Raw genomic sequence first — 16,117 nt, 5'->3', positions numbered from 1 at the left:
ATATACCTAATCGAGTCTTTTTGGGAATATGTCCTTCGGTATACTTTTGACTATCTACTTTTCCTAACTCATTAAAAAATGGGCGAACCGGGAGTCAGAACTCGAAACTTCAGGCTTGGAACTCGAAACTTCAGGTTTAAAAATGAACTCCACCCGTTCTGAGTCGAAAAGGTGGAGTTAAAAGTTGGAGAGTTGGTAAATTGTCCTCACAAATGACAACTAACTAAATACGCGACTTGACAAATTTCTCTAATCTATCCATTCCCTTTTCAATCGTCGCCATATCTGTGGCGTAGGAAAGGCGAATGTTGTTATCAGCGCCAAAAGCAATTCCGGGAATGACTGCAACTTGGTGTTTTTCCAGCAAGGCGTCACAAAATTCTAGGGATTTTAGACCGGTTTTGCTGATATCAGGGAACAGATAAAAAGCGCCATCTGGTTTTGCAGTACTCAATCCAGGAATGGCGTTGAGTCTGTCTAGCATGACTTGTCGCCGTTTGGCGAAGGCTTGGCGCATTTCTTCGACACAATCTTGATGACTTTCCAAAGCTGCGATCGCACCATATTGGGCAAAGGTACACACGTTAGATGTACTATGCCCTTGGATGGTACTCGCTGCTTTAATAATCTCCACTGGCCCTGCTAAATAGCCGATACGCCACCCAGTCATGGAATAAGCTTTCGCAAACCCATTACTGATCAAAGTGCGGTCAAAAATTTCCTTCCCTAGAGAACCGATGCTGATATGTTCTGCGCCGTCGTAGAGAATCTTTTCGTAAATCTCATCAGAGACAACAAAGATATCTGCATCAACTACTACCTTCGCCAGTGCTTTGATTTCATCTGGCGTGTAAACCATCCCTGTAGGATTAGATGGGGAGTTGAGGATAAATAACTTCGTCTTCGGCGTGATTGCTTTACGGAGTTGTTCGGGAGTAATTTTATAACCAGTCGTGGCATCTGTGGGCACAATCACCGAGACTCCACCGACTAAAGTCACCATTTCGGGATAACTTAGCCAGTAGGGTGCAGGGATAATTACCTCATCACCTGGATCGATTAGCGCCACTATTAAGTTGTACAAAGAATGCTTACCGCCATTGGTGACGATCACATTCTCTGACTTGTAATCAAGACCGTTATCAGTTTTAAGCTTACGGGCGATCGCTTCCCTTAACTTTGGTTCTCCAGCTGCTGCACCGTATTTGGTTTTGCCTTCTTCCAAAGCTTTGACTGCTGCGGCTTTAATATGCGCTGGGGTATCAAAATCTGGTTCTCCAGCGCTAAAACTACAAACATCTATTCCTTCTACCTTCAGTGCCTTAGCCTTGGCTGCGATCGCTAAGGTTAATGAAGGTGTTACCTGACTTACTCTTGCTGCCAGCTTCATTCTTACTATTTTTGGCAAATCTTTCACTTATCTAAGGATATCCCAGAATCCCTACCAAGATTTGCTTTTTCTCAATTCGTTGGGGATTGGGAACTGGGGACTGGGGAAAAATTCCTGACGCTTGATTCTTGATCCTTGACTCTTAAGAATGTATTTTGTATAACTTGAATTTTAGGGAAAACTAATTGTTTATATGCAGATTAAGAAACTTTTCATCGTATCTTCTCTGTTAATTACTGGTCTTTTTATACCTAATGCTGCCATTGCTCAAAATCGCGGTACTCCGGGTCAATTTGATTTTTATGTACTGACACTCTCTTGGTCTCCGGATTATTGTGCAGCAAACGGTACCCGTGACCCGCAGCAGTGTGGTTCGGGAAAGAAACTTGGTTTTGTACTACATGGTTTGTGGCCACAGTACCAAAGTGGTTATCCTGCTAATTGTTCCACGCAAAAATTACCGTCGGAAGTAAAGCGACGGTTTCCCAATTTGTTTCCTAGCCCTAAACTTCTCGATCATGAATGGGAAAAACATGGTACTTGTTCGGGGAAAACTCCTGCGGAATACTTGGCATTTAGTAAAAAGTTAAAAGATGCGATCGCTATTCCCGCAGCTTATAATCGTCCTAATAAACCCTTACGAACCACAATTACAAATTTTAAAAATTCATTTGTGAATGCTAATAATCAAATTACTGCTGATGGTATAGCACCTTTTTGTTCTGGTTCGGGAAGATTTTTGCAAGAAGTCTTCTTTTGTTATTCCAAAAATGGTGAAGCTGGTATTTGTAGTGCGGAGATTTTGAAGCGATCGCAAAAAAGTTGTGGTCAACCAGATTTCTTATTGAGAAACGTTAGATAACAATGGAGCATGGGGCATTGGGCACTTGTACTGAGCTTGTCCTGAGCGACTTGTACCGAGCGTTCGCGCAGCGTCTCGTAGAGAAGTCGAGGTAAGCCGTTGGCGCACTTGTGCTGAGCGTAGCCGAAGTAGCCTCTCGTAGAGAAGTATTGGTTATTCTCCTCTGCCCCCCACTCTCCACAACTATGATTTGTAGCTACTTAATTTATTCTTTACCATTACTTATTTATTTCTTAACTTATCTATTCTAATCTTCAAATGTAATTAGAACCCATTCTTATTTCGAGATAGTAGACGCAATCAGAGAATCTGTTCAAAAAAAGGTTGTATTTATAACCATAATTTTTTGAGTATTTTTCTGAATTGCAATAAATCCAGGTTTTTTCCTAGTTTTAATATTTTTTTTGTTACACAACTTGTTTTTGTCAGACTGCATTCTTGTCTTTTATTAGGAGTGCTAAATGGAATATTTATTTCTAGCTTTGGCGCTGGGTCTAGCACTCAGCTTTGAATTTGTCAATGGTTTTCATGATACTGCAAATGCAGTTGCTACAGTCATTTACACTCATAGCCTGAAGCCAAACATCGCCGTCGTCTGGTCAGGCTGTTGGAACCTAATTGGTGTGCTGACATCAACTGGAGCGGTTGCTTTTGGCATTGTTGCTCTGCTTCCGGTTGAGTTGGTAATTAATGTTGGCTCAAGTGCAGGCTTTGCAATGGTCTTTGCACTTTTGATTTCGGCGATCATGTGGAACTTGGGAACTTGGTACTTGGGCTTACCTGCATCCAGTTCACATACGCTGATTGGCTCGATTATGGGTGTTGGTTTAGCAAATTCATTGTTATCTTCGGGTCATGTCTTTGGCGAGGGCGTGAACTGGGCAAAGACGCAAGAAGTTTTCACATCTCTGTTGGTTTCACCAATTGTTGGATTCACCTGCGCCGGACTGCTGTTACTGCTGGCAAAGAGACTGATCCACCGACCAGAGTTGTACCGTGCGCCAGAAGGGAATAAAACACCACCGCCTTGGATACGTGCTTTGTTAATCTTGACATGTACTGGTGTGAGCTTCGCCCACGGTTCAAATGATGGTCAAAAAGGTATGGGTCTGATCATGCTGATCTTAGTGGGCATTATACCGGGTATGTTTGCACTGAATATGGATACCGATGCAAGGGCGATCGCTCAGTTGGCCGCTACGTCCAACTCTGTGATTCCAGTGCTGCAACAACGAGTGTCTGGAACATTCTCAAACAACCAAAACATTACAGATGAGCTTTCTAACTTCCTCAAACCAACTGGGGAAGCTAACGACAAAACCTTCGCAGCCCTTGCTGCCAAAAGTCGGACAATTGGAGACAAGCTTGCTGGTAAGACTAGTTTCAAGCAGCTTTCAAGCGATGGGTTAAGTTCATTACGAACCGATATGTATCTAGTCGCTGGAACAATTGGGAAGCTAGACAACCAGAAAAAATTAACTGATGCCAAACAAGAAGAAGTGCTTATCAGCTATAAGAAGCAGTTGGATAAAGTAACCAAATTCATTCCCAATTGGGTGAAATTTGCCGTTGCCATTGCACTCGGTCTTGGCACAATGATTGGTTGGAAACGCATCGTGGTGACAGTAGGTGAAAAGATTGGCAAAGACCATCTTACCTACGCTCAAGGAGCTTCCGCCGAGTTAGTAGCTATGACAACTATAGGTGCTGCGGATTACTTCGGTCTGCCAGTCAGCACCACTCACGTCCTATCATCTGGTGTAGCGGGTACAATGGCGGCGAACCATTCTGGTTTGCAAGTGGACACCTTGAGAAATATTCTACTAGCTTGGGTGCTGACACTGCCAGTTTGCGTACTGCTTGGTTCTGCTACATACGCCGGGAGCTTGTACCTAGTCTTCAATCTTCTGGGTTTGAAGTAAGACAATGGGGCATTGGAAAGAGGCAGAGGGGCGGGGTGCAGGGGGCAGGGGGGAGAATTAAATATTACCTCTTTCCCCTCTGCTCCCTGCTCCTTGCTTCTTCTCCCGACTCCCTAAGCTATCGTCACATCCGGCGACAAATAAACATCTTGAATGGCGTGAAATAGCTTCACACCTTCCTCAAAGGGACGCTGGAACGTCTTGCGTCCAGAAATTAATCCTGAACCACCAGCCCGTTTGTTAATTACAGAAGTGCGAACTGCTTCGGCAAAATCATTTTTACCAGTCGCGCCACCAGAATTAATCAGCCCCACCCGCCCAGAGTAGCAATTCAGCACTTGATAACGAGTTAAATCAATTGGGTTGTCAGTTGTCAATTCTGTGTAAACCCGCTCATCGGTTTTGCCGTAACTCTTACCAGTAGCTTTAGCGACTGCACCGTAACCATTGTTATTTTCGGGTAACTTTTGTTTGATGATGTCGGCTTCAATCGTCACACCCAAATGATTCGCTTGTCCGGTGAGGTCAGCAGCAAGGTGGTAATCTTTATCTTGTTTAAAAGCGTTGTTCCGCAGATAGCACCAGAGAATTGTGACCAAACCGAGTTCATGGGCGCGTTTAAAAGCTTTGCTGATTTCGTGGATTTGTCTGGTAGACTGCTCTGAGCCAAAGTAAATTGTCGCACCTACGGCAGCCGCCCCTAAATTCCAAGCTTGTTCCACATCAGCAAACAATACTTGGTCAGATTGGTTGGGGAAAGTCAGCAATTCGTTGTGATTGATTTTGGCAATGAAGGGAATTTTGTGAGCATACTTGCGCGAAATAATCCCTAATGTTCCCAAAGTGGTAGCAACAGCATTGCAATCTGCGGCGATCGCTAGCTTAACAATATTTTCTGGATCAAAGTAAATCGGATTGGGCGCAAAAGACGCACCTGCCGAGTGTTCAATCCCTTGATCTACTGGTAAAATCGAGAGATAACCTGTGTTTGCCAGACGACCAGTAGAATAAAGTAACTGGAGATTACGCAATACTTGAGGATTGCGATCGCTGTTGATCCAGATTCGATCTACAAAGTCTGGCCCCGGCAAATGTATTAAATCACGAGAAACCTTTGCTTTATAGGTAAGCAGGTCTTCAGCCTCTTTACCTAGCAATGACTCAATAGAATTAGCCTCTTTGAGCGTTGTAGTCATAGCGTTTTCCTCAACAATTTAGCAAATGACCTTTGCCTTTAAGATAGCATTTTTAATACTCTTAACCTGGTTAGGCTTGCATTCACTAAATGTATATTCCTTTTGATATAAAAGTCTTAAATCATTCTTTAAAAATTGATAAAATTAATGATCATCTGAGATATAACCATGATTTGAGCCAAGATACACAAAGAAAAAATCGTGTCTTTGAGGATTTTGGTGAATTGCAGAGTCATAATTTGATATATTTCAATTCTGATACTCATCATCTGACAACAACAAGGTCGGGAACTAATATCTTCAAACCCTCATTGTGGTAATAATCGTTAAAAGAACAAATACAACTCTATGAGTAAGTTTCAAATCGATATCGATTTCAGCAATATAGATTTAGCTTCCCTTGAGACAGAAGAAGATTTTCAAAGAGAGGCAAAAATATTACTACCAAAGGTACTAGTCAAACTAGGTGAAAGTGTGGGTGAAAAGACTTGGGAAGAATTACAGCAAAAGCTGCAAGGTGCTGGAGGTAAACTCAAATCTTCTCCAAGCGAGAAACGTAGGTTTATTCAAGAAACAGGAAGAACTTATCAACGAAATGCCAGTAACAGAGAAAAACAAGAACTAGAAGAATATATAGTAGAGCAATTACGCCAGCACAAGTAGCAAATATTTACCTAAGCCTGATGTACGTGTATTCTAACTTCTATGTTTAGTAGTAGTTTTAGTAGGGTGCGTTAGTCTTTGGCATAACGCACCACTTTACTAACTTGTAGTATTCAAAATCATTGTAGTCCTTACGTCTTTAATACTCGTAAATGAGTCTTTGAACTCCGTCAACGAGTCTTTGATACTCGTGAATGAGTCTTTGAACTCCGTCAGCGAGTCTTTAATACTCGTGAACGAGTCTTTGAACTCCGTCAGCGAGTCTTTAATACTCGTGAACGAGTCTTTGAACTCCGTTAACGAGTCTTTGATACTCGTGAACGAGTCTTTGAACTCCGTCAACGAGTCTTTAATACTCGTGAATGAGTCTTTGAACTCCGTCAGCGAGTCTTTGATACTCGTGAATGAGTCTTTGAACTCCGTTAACGAGTCTTTGATACTCGTGAATGAGTCTTTGAACTCCGTTAACGAGTCTTTAATACTCGTGAACGAGTCTCTGAACTCCGTCAACGAGTCTTTGGTAAGTAGTCGGACAAAAATATTTACAGTCATTGCGAGCGGAGCGAAGCAATCCCAGCCCTTGCGATTGCTTCGCCCCGCTCGCAATGACATATTTACCGGACATGATTCAAACAAACCAGCGGCGAATCAACTCCACCTGGAAGCGATAGCCGTCGTCAACTTCTTTAATTAACTCCCGTTGCAACAGCAAGCTGAAAGTAATATTAGCATCGGGGAAGTGTTGCAATAGAGTTTGGCGGCTAACTATAGCCCCTTCCCCTTGAGCGGCGATAAAACGTAGAATAGCTTGTCCAGTAGCGTCTACTTGATTGTTTTGAATGTCAGCAAAGAAAAAACCACCACTTTTCAAAGCTTCTGGTATCGCTGCTTCCACATCCGCTAAAGTTGCCAATCGCCGGATAGAGGGGTCTTGTTCGTTCTTAAGGACAATAATTTCCGCGCAGAGTAGTTGTACCAAGAAGGGGTGACAACGGGTGAGTTGTAGCACTCGCTCAACGGCGTTGGGTTCATAACGGAGAGTAAAATCTTTGACGGGACGTTCAATTAATTGTTGTGCTTCCGCTTCTTTGAGGTAGGAGATATGCACTACTTGGACATTAATGAGATAACTAGCCCAGCGCTGATATTCTTTGATAGTATGAGAGCCAGCCAGTAACACCTTGAAGCGGGGACGATGTTGGATGAGGTGACGCAGCATTCCCAAAACATCCTGTTCATCAAAGCGACCTTTGGCTATGGCGTTGTCTAGCACCTCAAATTCATCTAGCGCTAGTAAGGCGGTATTTTGTTCTAGAGCCTGTTCTACTTTATCTAGCCATTCATAGAAATCGGTGAAGGGGTCAGATTTTAACACTTCGCGGGCTAGGGACGGTAGAGTTACACCTTGCTTTTTCGCTGACTTCTCCATCTCTCTAGCCAGGTTGTAGAGAAAACCTGCATGGTCACTGGCTGATGAAGGTGCGCCTTGCAAGTCTACAAACATCGGGATGATGGAATTGGGGAGTAACTTGCCGATGTTGTTGAGGAGGGAAGTTTTACCCATACGTCGCTGACCGTATAGTAGCAGAGGTGGGCGACGGCGATCGCGCAGTAGTTGCTCAATGCGTAAGCCGATGCTGGTGCGTCCGGTAAAAATTTCTAGTTGCTCGTTGAGCGGTACGCCAATAATGTAAGGATTATCAATTTCTTGGCGCAGTTCAGTAATTTTAGCCAGTTCATCTATATAGTTGGTGACTATCTCACGCCAACTTTTGATAATGGGGTAGAAACGGACTGTGTATTTGTCGCTGCTACGAACGAAGTTCTGCAACTGTAGATTTAATTTATCTGCAACATCTCTGAGGGATAAGCGCTGATTATAAACACTTGCTTGATTGAGAGCAGCATCAACATCCTCACTGATGCGGCTAAAGATTCGTAGTAGAGGCCTAACTTCACTCTCTAGTTCGTTAGTTACCAGACTGCGATGAGCTTCACGGATAGCTTCTACATCTTCACAGCCTTGTAAACTGCGTGCATCCAGTTCAATTTGTACAGCTTGAGCCGCCCAGCGCTGGGGGCTGGTACTGAGATATTCTAAAGCAGCTTTGCCTTCAACTGGGTTATGTTCAATTACGAAGAGGAGATGCTCGTCCAAACCAGGTAGATGTAAACGCTGCCACTCATCCCAGAAGGCGGAGTGATAGCGCAACAAATAAGGGTTTTTATCATTACGCCCTTTTTCTAATCTATAGAGCAGATAATTCCAAAGAATGAGAAATGGAAAGGATAAAACAGGCCGCCATGAATTGATCGTGACTCCCACGCCTCCCGCCACGCCTCCCGCCACGCCTACCGCCACGCCTACCGCCACGCCTACCACCACGCCTCGTGCTACGCCTCCCGCCACGCCGAACGCCATGCCTACCGCCACGCCTACCGCCACGCCTACCACCACGCCTCGCGCCACGCCGAACGCTACGCCGAACGCCATGCCTACCGCCACGCCTACCGCCACGCCTACCGCCACGCCTCCCGCCACGCGTAACCCCACGCGTAACCCCACGCCGAACGCCACGCGTAACCCCACGCCGAACGCCACGCCGAACGCCACGCCGAACGCCACGCCGAACGCCACGCGAATAGCTATATTTGCGATTGATTCACCCAATGCCCACAGCACCAAGCCCAATAATAAGTTAGCCAGGATAGGTAAGATAAAATATCCCTGGATGATCAGCCGCCACAGGGCAAAGTTTCGCCATCGCCCTTGTCTTAACAAGATAATCAGCGAGGAGTTGGTGTCTAAAATGGGGTCAATGCGCTTGAGGTGGTTACGCCACGCTGAGGGGCGAAAAACAAGCCAGAAAAGCAGTTGCAGGCTACCGAGGATTAAGTTAGGGTGCTGTTGGGGTGCATCGGTGTAGGCGTTGGGGGGTAATTGTGGTGAGGTCAACGTTTTTGCACTCCTATTTAAAACTCTATATCGTCATTGCGAGCGTAACGAAGTGAAGCAAAGCAATCGCAAAGGCTAGGATTAGTAGGCTTTACCTTGGTGCGATGGCTTCGGACTAAGATTGCTGTGCTTTACCTTGGTGCGATCGCAATCAAATCGCAAAGGCTGCGATTGCTTCGTCGTTCCTCCTCGCAATGACAGAGTGTGTCATTGCGAATGCAGCGTTAGCGGAATGTTCGCCCTTGGCGTTCCCGAAGGGTAGCAATCACAAAGGTTAGGATTAGTAAGCTTTACCTTGGTGCGATCGCAATGATACCAGTAAAATTTATAACTCATCATATAAATCTTTCCATTCTTGATTGATGCTATTGACTAAATCAATTTTCTTTTGTCTGGAACCTGCTTTAATCTGTTTTTCTCTACTAATGGCTGTATAGGCATCTCCAAAGACTTCATAATAAACTAATTTAGTAATGTTGTATTTCTTAGTAAATCCTTCTATTATTTTCTCTTTGTGATCATAAACTCTTCTTTGTAGATTGTTTGTTACTCCTGTATACAGCACGGTATCATAGTTATTCGTCATTATATATAGATAATATTGCTCGCTCATTTCTAATCTTTTTTGGATAGAAATTTAGTCATAACAAATTTTTATTATATTTGTCACCGCGAAATTATGGTTCCGTTTTTAGTTAACTTTGTTTCAATTCGGTGTGCTTTCATAGTTACTCTGCTAGTTCTCAATCTAATAAATGAGCAAATAATTTCATTTGTCGTAATCCTTCCTCACGCCAATTATCATCATTCTCCTCTTCTTCTAAGTTAAATAATCTTTCACTACACAGAATTTGTAACAACAGTGGCCAGCAGCAACTTTGTGTCAAAATCCACTCTACATCTTCATCAGTGAAGGCAATGGGCGAACTAGCTATCAATTCCCGCGCTTCTGTGTGAGTCAATACTTGCAGATATGCGGTGTAGCCGAAAATATTGAAAAAGGGTGAACTGTGTCCTGTGTTGTGCGCCATGTCAATCGGTGATTCGGGGGTAGCCAAGACAAATGCTAGATTCCCCCCTGTGTGGTTAGTCGCCAAAGACCGCAAAGGACGCAAAGGACGCAAAGAAGAAGAAGAAGAAATATATTTATAAATGAAGTGAAGTAAAGCGGTGCGTTACGCCAAAGGCTAACGCACCCTACCAAAACACTAAAGGAGTAGAAATTAATAAGGAGTTAGGAATAAATAACTCCTAACTCTTGTAGAGAGGCGATTAATCGCCTCTCTACTTTTTACAGCGCACAAGTCAACTCGCCGGCTTTTTGACTGAAGCGGTGATTCTCCCGGTAGTCCACGGGACAATCTATCACGGCTGGTACATCTTGAGCGAGGGCTTCTTTGAGGATAGGGATCAAATCTAAAGCCGATTCAACTCGGTAACCTTTTAAACCCATGCTTTCGGCGAATTTGACAAAATCAGGATTGCTAAAATGCACAAAGGATGAGTTTCCTTTGCCAAATTGATTTTCTTGCTTCCACTCAATTAACCCATAGCCACCATCATTAAAAATTATGGTGACAAAGGGTGTACCGACACGCAAGGCTGTTTCTAATTCCTGAGAATTCATCATAAAGCCGCCATCGCCTGTTACAGCAACGACTTTGCGCTTAGGATGAACAAGTTTTGCTGCTAAAGCGCCAGGAATGGCAATACCCATAGCCGCGAAGCCGTTGGAAATTATGCAAGTATTGGGGCTATGGCAATGATAATGACGGGCCATCCACATTTTATGGGCGCCAACATCAGAGATGACGATATCATCTGGGCCCATCACTTGCCGTAAGTCATAAATCAACTTTTGCGGCTTGATGGGAAATCCGTCATCATGGGCATACTGTTCGTAATCAGCCCGAATATCTGACCTTAAGCTGATGGCAAAGGGATCGGGTTTACCTTGTCTGTCTGCTAATTTTAAAATTTCATAAAGGGAATCTGAAATATCTCCCACGACTTCGGCGTTAGGAATATAACTACTATCAATCTCCGCCGGACTTACCCCAATATGCACAATCGGAATTTCACCATTCCGATTCCATTTCTTCGGGGAAAACTCAATCAAATCATAACCGATCGCAATTACTAAATCTGTGTTATCAAAGCCACAAGTAATAAAATCTCTTTGCTGTAATCCCACTGACCACAAAGCTAGTTGGTGTGTATAGGGAATTACGCCTTTACCCATAAAAGTATTGGCAACAGGTATATTCAGCAATGTAGCAAATTGTGTGACTGCATCACTTGCATGAGCGCGAATTGCTCCATTTCCTACTAAGATTAATGGATTAACTGCTTGGCAAATTGCAGCAGCAGCTGCCCGAATGCTAGCAAAAGATGCATAGCTTTTTTCACTATTATCCTTACGCAAAGGTTTGCCTTCGACGGGCATGGCAGCAATATTTTCGGGCAAATCGATGTGAACTGCACCAGGTTTTTCAGATTGCGATCGCTTAAATGCTTTCCGCACTACTTCTGGTGTAATACTCGGTCGCACAATCTGCTTATTCCACTTGGTAACAGGTGCAAACATTGCCACCAAATCTAAATATTGATGGGATTCAATATGCATTCTATCTGTTCCCACTTGACCAGTAATCGCCACTAAGGGCGCACCATCGAGGTTAGCATCTGCTACCCCAGTCATCAAGTTGGTTGCCCCAGGCCCAAGAGTAGAAAGACACACTCCGGCTTTTCCTGTTAGGCGTCCGTAGACATCGGCCATGAATGCTGCACCCTGTTCATGACGAGTCGTAATAAATTTAATGGAAGAATGTTTTAGCGCTTCCAAAACGTGCAGGTTTTCTTCGCCAGGGAGTCCAAAAATATATTGCACTCCTTCATTTTCTAGGCACTGCACCAATAACTCTGCTGTATTCATTTTATTTCCTAACTAGCAACGAATAAGACTGGGGACTGGGGACTAGGGACTGGGGAATCGGGACTGGGGAATCGGGATTAGGGACTGGAGAGTGGAGACTGGAGACTAGGGACTGGGAAAAATCTTTCCCAATACCTAATTCTTAATCTCTAATTCCTAATTTTTAATCCCAATACCCAGTTCCCAATACCCAATCCCCAGTCCCTAATACTTAGTCTCTAATCACTTCAACCACACGGTTTTAACATTGACAAACTCATGTATACCTTGGATACTCAATTCTCTGCCATATCCAGAACGCTTAATACCGCCAAAGGGCAATCGGGGATCAGATTTGACCATACTGTTGATAAACACGGCACCTGCTTCGATTTCCTCAACCAAGCGATCGCTCTCTTGATCATTAGTTGTCCAAGCACTTGCACCTAAGCCAAAGGGGCTGTCATTAGCGAGTTTAATGGCAGCATCGATATCTGGAACCCGGAATAACAAGGCTACCGGGCCAAAGAATTCTTCTTTTGCAATTGGTGCCTCAGGCGGGATATCTATGATAATCGTTGGCGGATAAAAGTTCCCTGGACGATCTGATAAAGGATGTCCGCCGGTGAGGACTTTACCACCGCTGCTAATAGCATCTTGCACTTGTTGATCTAAATCCTGGAGAATACCAGGAGTCGCCAGTGGACCTAAATCGGTATCTGGTTGCATGGGATCGCCTACTTTCAGCGCCTCAAATTTTTCTAAAAGCAATTTTTCAAATTTGTCTGCGATCGCTTCTGCGACAATAAAACGTTTGGCTGCAATACATGATTGCCCGTTATTTAACATCCGCGCTGTAGTTGCTGTGACAACTGCTGTGTCTAAGTCAGCACTTTCTAACACAATAAATGGGTCACTTCCTCCCAATTCCAAAACTGTTTTCTTAATTTGTTTGCCGGCGGCGACGGCGAGGGATATACCTGCTGGTTCGCTTCCGGTCAAGGTGGCAGCTTTTACACGGTCATCAGCCATTAAATCAGCAACTTTAGCAGCGCCTATTAATAGAGTTTGAAAAGTACCTTCAGGAAAACCTGCGCGTCGGATAATATCCTCAATTGCCAAGGCGCACTGCGGCACATTGGAAGCATGTTTGAGTAAGCCGACATTTCCCGCCATCAATGCTGGTGCAGCAAAGCGGAATACTTGCCAGAAGGGAAAATTCCACGGCATCACCGCGAGAATTGCACCCATTGGTTGGTAGCGAACAAAACTCTGGCTGGCATCAGTTTTTACACTGACATCAGCCAAAAAACTAGGGGCGTGTTCAGCGTAGTAGCGACAGACGGCGGCGCATTTTTCGACTTCAGCGATCGCAGCTTTAAATGGCTTACCCATTTCCAGAGTCATCAACTTCGCAAATTCTGCTTTGTCTTGCTCTAAAATATCAGCAGCCTTTTGCAGCCAGTGCGATCGCGTCAAAAAACTAGTCTGGCGATACTTTTCAAAAGACTGATTAGCCAAATCGAGTTTAGCAGCAATCTCTGCATCGTTGAGCGCTTTAAAGGTTTTAAGCGTCTCCCCAGTGGCGGGATTAATGGTGACGATAGCCATTACCTGATCTCCCGTTAAAAACAGCTTGAGGTAGGCTTCTTAGTGTTACACATATTAATGTTGGAAGCTACCACCCAAATTTTAGTCTTTAAGCCCAGAATTAGTTGCTTAATATTACAATTTTGCAATTATTTTTGAAATAAAATATACAATTTAACTATGTATTTATATTGATAAAATGGACAATTTTCATTAGTCATTAGTTAGTTGTTTTTCAATGCACCATCACTAAAAATTAATGATTGGACTAATAATTGTTGGCATTTGCTGCAAATTTGTCTGATAAATCTTCACTAATCGCTCAATACCTTTGAAACGATAATCTCCCATTTCTTGAAAATCAAAGGGTTCTGAAAGCATTTTATAGGTGACTTCACTAATCACGCACTCACTAGGAGGACAAACTGCTTCCATGCGAGCAGCAAGATTAATCGTCGCGCCTAATGCCGTATAATCTACCCTTTGAGAGCTACCAACATCTCCCACGACAGCCTTACCGCTGTTAATAGCAATACGTAATTGTAGGGGTTCCTGCCAAAATCCATTGGCATTGAGATGTTCGAGACGAGTGAGCATTCCCTTGGCAGCTGCGGTTGCGCGATCGGCGTGATCTGGTTGCGGTTCTGGAGCGCCAAAAAATGCCATAATACAATCGCCAATATACTTATCTAAAGTGCCGCCGTAAGTAAATACTTCTTTTAGCATCTCTTCAAATAAATTATTTAATAGTTGAGCGATCGCAGTTGGTGTTAACCTTTCAGAAATTGCCGTAAAGCCAACCAAATCTGCAAACACAATACTGATTTCGCTCTCGGCAGGAGCTAAACGACCGCCCGGTAATCCGCCTACAGATATCAACTGCTGTACGACTGCTGGAGAATGATAGCGTTCTAGTCGGTGACGAATCATCTCTTCAGTTTTGAGTTTCTCTACCAACAGCCAACGCTGCACGCTAGAAGCCACAAGGTTTGCTAGAGCCGAAAAAAAGCTGAGTTCTTCCTCGCCTTCATTTGCCCAATGGTAAGAAGAAAGATTGGCATCGGCATACAATACGCCCACAACTTTATTTTCATCCCATAAAGGCACCGCCATCGCGCTACGAATACCTTTGACCAAAATACTCTGTTCACTAGCAAATCGTTCATCCTCATGGGTATCGGCGGTTTGAATCACAACTTTTTCGTCAAATACCTTTTGACAGATACTCCGACTAATCCAACTTCCATCTGAGGGGAGATGCTTTTGTTGGGAAACGTTTCTAGTGGCAGCATTCACTAACTCTAATTGACCGCAACCATTAACATCAATTAATAATGCCAAGCGCTCGATACTATCAAGGTAACGAAAAACCACTTGCTGCACCTGGGAAAAAATCTCTTCTATAGACGCCGCCGCTGAGAGATTTTTAGCTATATCCACTAAGTCTTTGAGACGGGCAATGGTTTTGTCCTTGTTATTGATGTCGCCATCTTTACTATCAGCTGCAATCCATTGCTGTTGTAATTGTTCGACATTGTGAAGGATTGTTCTTTGCTCATTAATGTCCGAAGTTCCGGGAGACTCCGGTATCGATTGGGAAACAGCGCTTGTGAGCAGTACTACCAGGCTAACATTGCCCAGCCAAACGACATCGCCGTGATGTAACTCTTGAGGATAGCTAATAACATATTTATTGACTTGCGTCCCGTTTTTACTACCCAGATCCTCAATAGTCCACACATCGTCAGCCGTTTTCACAAGGCGAGCATGGTTGCGGGATACTCCAGCAAAAGGTAAGTATAAGTTACATTCCGGCAAACGACCAATTGTGAATACATCTTGATCAACTGCGATCGTTGTCTCGGTATCTTCCTTTTGTAGGCGTAGCGTGAGTTCAGTCATGAGTGTGATCCATCGAAGCTAGAAGGTGCAAGCAACTCTAAGGTAAGTTATACCCTACAGGTTAACCTTCACCTTTTCTTTATGACACTGTTAACTCCATTCCGACAAGTGTATGTGAGAGATATTACATTGAAGGAGGCTATTTTGCTAGAGGTTTAGTTCAATACACAAACTCTCTGATATTAATAGCAGTACTCCCACTCGATACCACAGCATAATATGCACCTATATATAAAGGCGATGGTGACTCCTAATAATACTAAGTTGTGATATAGGACTCCGATTTGATTTCTGAAAACATACTGAGACTGAAAAGCCCGTTTTATCAGGTTTTTATTTGAAATCTTGTTCAAAAATCAGATATGAGTCCTATACATAGTATTATTTGCTTGAAAGCTAGTCCAGTATCGCTTAGAGGATGTCTGAGAAGTATCAAATATTTGTTGATCTCCCCTAACCCATGTACAGTGACAGATTTGTGTCGTTGTAAAAAATGCTTCTGATCAAAAAGCTGAGTGTAGTTGAAAGCGAGGGGAGATGCTCCTAGCTCCTGTCTCTCATGTGTCTCAAGGGCATTGAGCCTCCAATCCTGTATGCGACGGAAATAGAGACTGGAAAAAGTTTATTCTATAGAACCCATTTGGGATCTGGTGTATTGTGAGATTAAAAGTATTTTTTATTACTTATGTATTCAAGCAGTTTAACAGATGAAGAGTGGTCAA

12 protein-coding genes are annotated in these 16,117 nt (G+C 43.6%); 4 read left to right on the top strand and 8 right to left on the bottom strand.

From position 1 onward, the window contains the following. Positions 1–223: 223 nt before the first annotated feature. Entirely contained in the window at positions 224–1,390 is a 1,167-nt protein-coding gene (locus tag V7K49_RS11710; protein ID WP_335205644.1) for a pyridoxal phosphate-dependent aminotransferase, read from the bottom strand. A gap of 193 nt (positions 1,391–1,583) precedes the next feature. On the opposite strand from V7K49_RS11710, the gene V7K49_RS11705 reads away from it, so the two are divergent. Further along, positions 1,584–2,252, top strand: a complete 669-nt coding sequence (locus V7K49_RS11705; protein ID WP_335205643.1) for a ribonuclease T2 family protein — start codon at positions 1,584–1,586, stop codon at positions 2,250–2,252. A gap of 461 nt (positions 2,253–2,713) precedes the next feature. Then, a complete protein-coding gene (locus V7K49_RS11700; protein WP_335205642.1) occupies positions 2,714–4,174 on the top strand; it encodes an inorganic phosphate transporter in 1,461 nt (486 codons plus the stop codon). A 113-nt stretch (positions 4,175–4,287) separates the two neighbouring features. Here V7K49_RS11700 and V7K49_RS11695 read toward each other — a convergent pair whose 3' ends face one another. After that, positions 4,288–5,370, bottom strand: a complete 1,083-nt coding sequence (locus tag V7K49_RS11695) for a class I fructose-bisphosphate aldolase (RefSeq protein ID WP_335205641.1) — start codon at positions 5,368–5,370, stop codon at positions 4,288–4,290. A gap of 348 nt (positions 5,371–5,718) precedes the next feature. Here V7K49_RS11695 and V7K49_RS11690 point away from each other — a divergent pair, with 348 nt between their 5' ends. Then, positions 5,719–6,033: a hypothetical protein gene (locus tag V7K49_RS11690; RefSeq protein ID WP_334868634.1), complete on the top strand. Its 315-nt coding sequence runs from the start codon at positions 5,719–5,721 to the stop codon at positions 6,031–6,033. Positions 6,034–6,661: 628 nt separating this feature from the next. On the opposite strand, the gene V7K49_RS11685 is transcribed toward V7K49_RS11690, so the two are convergent. The 3 genes from V7K49_RS11685 to V7K49_RS11675 form a co-directional block, all read right to left on the bottom strand. Further along, the gene (locus V7K49_RS11685) at positions 6,662–8,989 is read right to left on the bottom strand and encodes an AAA family ATPase (protein WP_335205640.1); all 2,328 of its coding nucleotides are present in this window, start codon (positions 8,987–8,989) and stop codon (positions 6,662–6,664) included. Positions 8,990–9,314: 325 nt separating this feature from the next. Further along, a complete protein-coding gene (locus V7K49_RS11680; RefSeq protein WP_335205639.1) occupies positions 9,315–9,602 on the bottom strand; it encodes a GIY-YIG nuclease family protein in 288 nt (95 codons plus the stop codon). 130 nt (positions 9,603–9,732) lie between these two features. Beyond that, the gene (locus tag V7K49_RS11675) at positions 9,733–10,020 is read right to left on the bottom strand and encodes a hypothetical protein (protein ID WP_335205638.1); all 288 of its coding nucleotides are present in this window, start codon (positions 10,018–10,020) and stop codon (positions 9,733–9,735) included. On the opposite strand from V7K49_RS11675, the gene V7K49_RS11670 reads away from it, so the two are divergent. Then, a complete protein-coding gene (locus tag V7K49_RS11670) occupies positions 10,019–10,141 on the top strand; it encodes a hypothetical protein (protein WP_335205637.1) in 123 nt (40 codons plus the stop codon). The two genes, V7K49_RS11675 and V7K49_RS11670, sit on opposite strands and share 2 nt — an antisense overlap. 139 nt (positions 10,142–10,280) lie before the next feature. On the opposite strand, the gene V7K49_RS11665 is transcribed toward V7K49_RS11670, so the two are convergent. The 3 genes from V7K49_RS11665 to V7K49_RS11655 all read right to left on the bottom strand — a co-directional run bounded on the left by V7K49_RS11665 (position 10,281) and on the right by V7K49_RS11655 (position 15,395). Further along, positions 10,281–11,924: an acetolactate synthase large subunit gene (locus V7K49_RS11665; RefSeq protein WP_334868620.1), complete on the bottom strand. Its 1,644-nt coding sequence runs from the start codon at positions 11,922–11,924 to the stop codon at positions 10,281–10,283. Between the two features lie 222 nt (positions 11,925–12,146). Then, the gene (locus V7K49_RS11660) at positions 12,147–13,514 is read right to left on the bottom strand and encodes an NAD-dependent succinate-semialdehyde dehydrogenase (RefSeq protein ID WP_335205636.1); all 1,368 of its coding nucleotides are present in this window, start codon (positions 13,512–13,514) and stop codon (positions 12,147–12,149) included. A gap of 228 nt (positions 13,515–13,742) precedes the next feature. Continuing rightward, positions 13,743–15,395 carry an adenylate/guanylate cyclase domain-containing protein gene (locus V7K49_RS11655; RefSeq protein ID WP_334868616.1) on the bottom strand — a complete coding sequence of 551 codons (1,653 nt, stop codon included), beginning with the start codon at positions 15,393–15,395 and terminating at the stop codon, positions 13,743–13,745. Positions 15,396–16,117 lie beyond the last annotated feature (722 nt).

Origin of the sequence: Nostoc sp. (assembly GCF_036919675.1) — a bacterium.
In the GTDB taxonomy this organism is placed as follows: domain Bacteria; phylum Cyanobacteriota; class Cyanobacteriia; order Cyanobacteriales; family Nostocaceae; genus Nostoc.
The sequence above is the reverse complement of the archived record's forward strand: the minus strand, read 5'-3'. Positions and strand labels throughout refer to the sequence as shown.

Bases quoted from the DNA above. Each gene is read 5' to 3' on its own strand.
- V7K49_RS11660 (WP_335205636.1), bottom strand. From the start codon at position 13,514: ATGGCTATCGTCACCATTAATCCCGCCACTGGGGAGACGCTTAAAACC.
- V7K49_RS11695 (WP_335205641.1), bottom strand. From the start codon at position 5,370: ATGACTACAACGCTCAAAGAGGCTAATTCTATTGAGTCATTGCTAGGT.
- V7K49_RS11680 (WP_335205639.1), bottom strand. From the start codon at position 9,602: ATGAGCGAGCAATATTATCTATATATAATGACGAATAACTATGATACC.
- V7K49_RS11670 (WP_335205637.1), top strand. From the start codon at position 10,019: ATGTCAATCGGTGATTCGGGGGTAGCCAAGACAAATGCTAGATTCCCC.
- V7K49_RS11665 (WP_334868620.1), bottom strand. From the start codon at position 11,924: ATGAATACAGCAGAGTTATTGGTGCAGTGCCTAGAAAATGAAGGAGTG.
- V7K49_RS11655 (WP_334868616.1), bottom strand. From the start codon at position 15,395: ATGACTGAACTCACGCTACGCCTACAAAAGGAAGATACCGAGACAACG.
- V7K49_RS11710 (WP_335205644.1), bottom strand. From the start codon at position 1,390: ATGAAGCTGGCAGCAAGAGTAAGTCAGGTAACACCTTCATTAACCTTA.
- V7K49_RS11690 (WP_334868634.1), top strand. From the start codon at position 5,719: ATGAGTAAGTTTCAAATCGATATCGATTTCAGCAATATAGATTTAGCT.
- V7K49_RS11705 (WP_335205643.1), top strand. From the start codon at position 1,584: ATGCAGATTAAGAAACTTTTCATCGTATCTTCTCTGTTAATTACTGGT.
- V7K49_RS11700 (WP_335205642.1), top strand. From the start codon at position 2,714: ATGGAATATTTATTTCTAGCTTTGGCGCTGGGTCTAGCACTCAGCTTT.
- V7K49_RS11675 (WP_335205638.1), bottom strand. From the start codon at position 10,020: ATGGCGCACAACACAGGACACAGTTCACCCTTTTTCAATATTTTCGGC.